Raw genomic sequence first — 443 nt, forward strand, 5'->3', positions numbered from 1 at the left:
TTTGGCGACAACGGGGTTGGCTCTGGCGGCGGCCTGTATGGCGATCTCAACTATACCGCGGACACTTGCCGTCAATGCAAAGAGCCGCAATGCATGAACGTCTGCCCGATTGGTGCGATTACCTGGCAGCAGAAAGAAGGCTGTATTACCGTCGATCATAAACGCTGTATTGGCTGTAGCGCCTGTACTACGGCATGCCCGTGGATGATGGCCACCGTAAATACCGAAAGTAAAAAATCCTCGAAATGTGTGTTATGCGGTGAATGCGCAAACGCCTGCCCAACAGGGGCGTTAAAAATTATCGAGTGGAAAGATATTACTGTGTGAATCTTGCAAAGGAAAAAATCATGGCTAACGGTTGGACAGGTAATATATTAAGAGTCAATCTCACGACAGGAAATATTACCCTCGAAGATTCCAGTAAGTTTAAAAGTTTTGTCGGT

1 protein-coding gene is annotated in these 443 nt (G+C 47.2%); it reads left to right on the forward strand.

Annotated elements, in window-relative coordinates; translation table 11 throughout:
• Window positions 1-327, forward strand: a 327-nt coding sequence (locus AC3DE3_RS17400; RefSeq protein WP_488370873.1) for a ferredoxin-like protein, incomplete at its 5' end; no start/stop codon positions are given.
• Between the last annotated feature and the right edge of the window lie 116 nt (window positions 328-443).

Source organism: Dietzia sp. IBK-p2-16D (genome assembly GCF_057773085.1).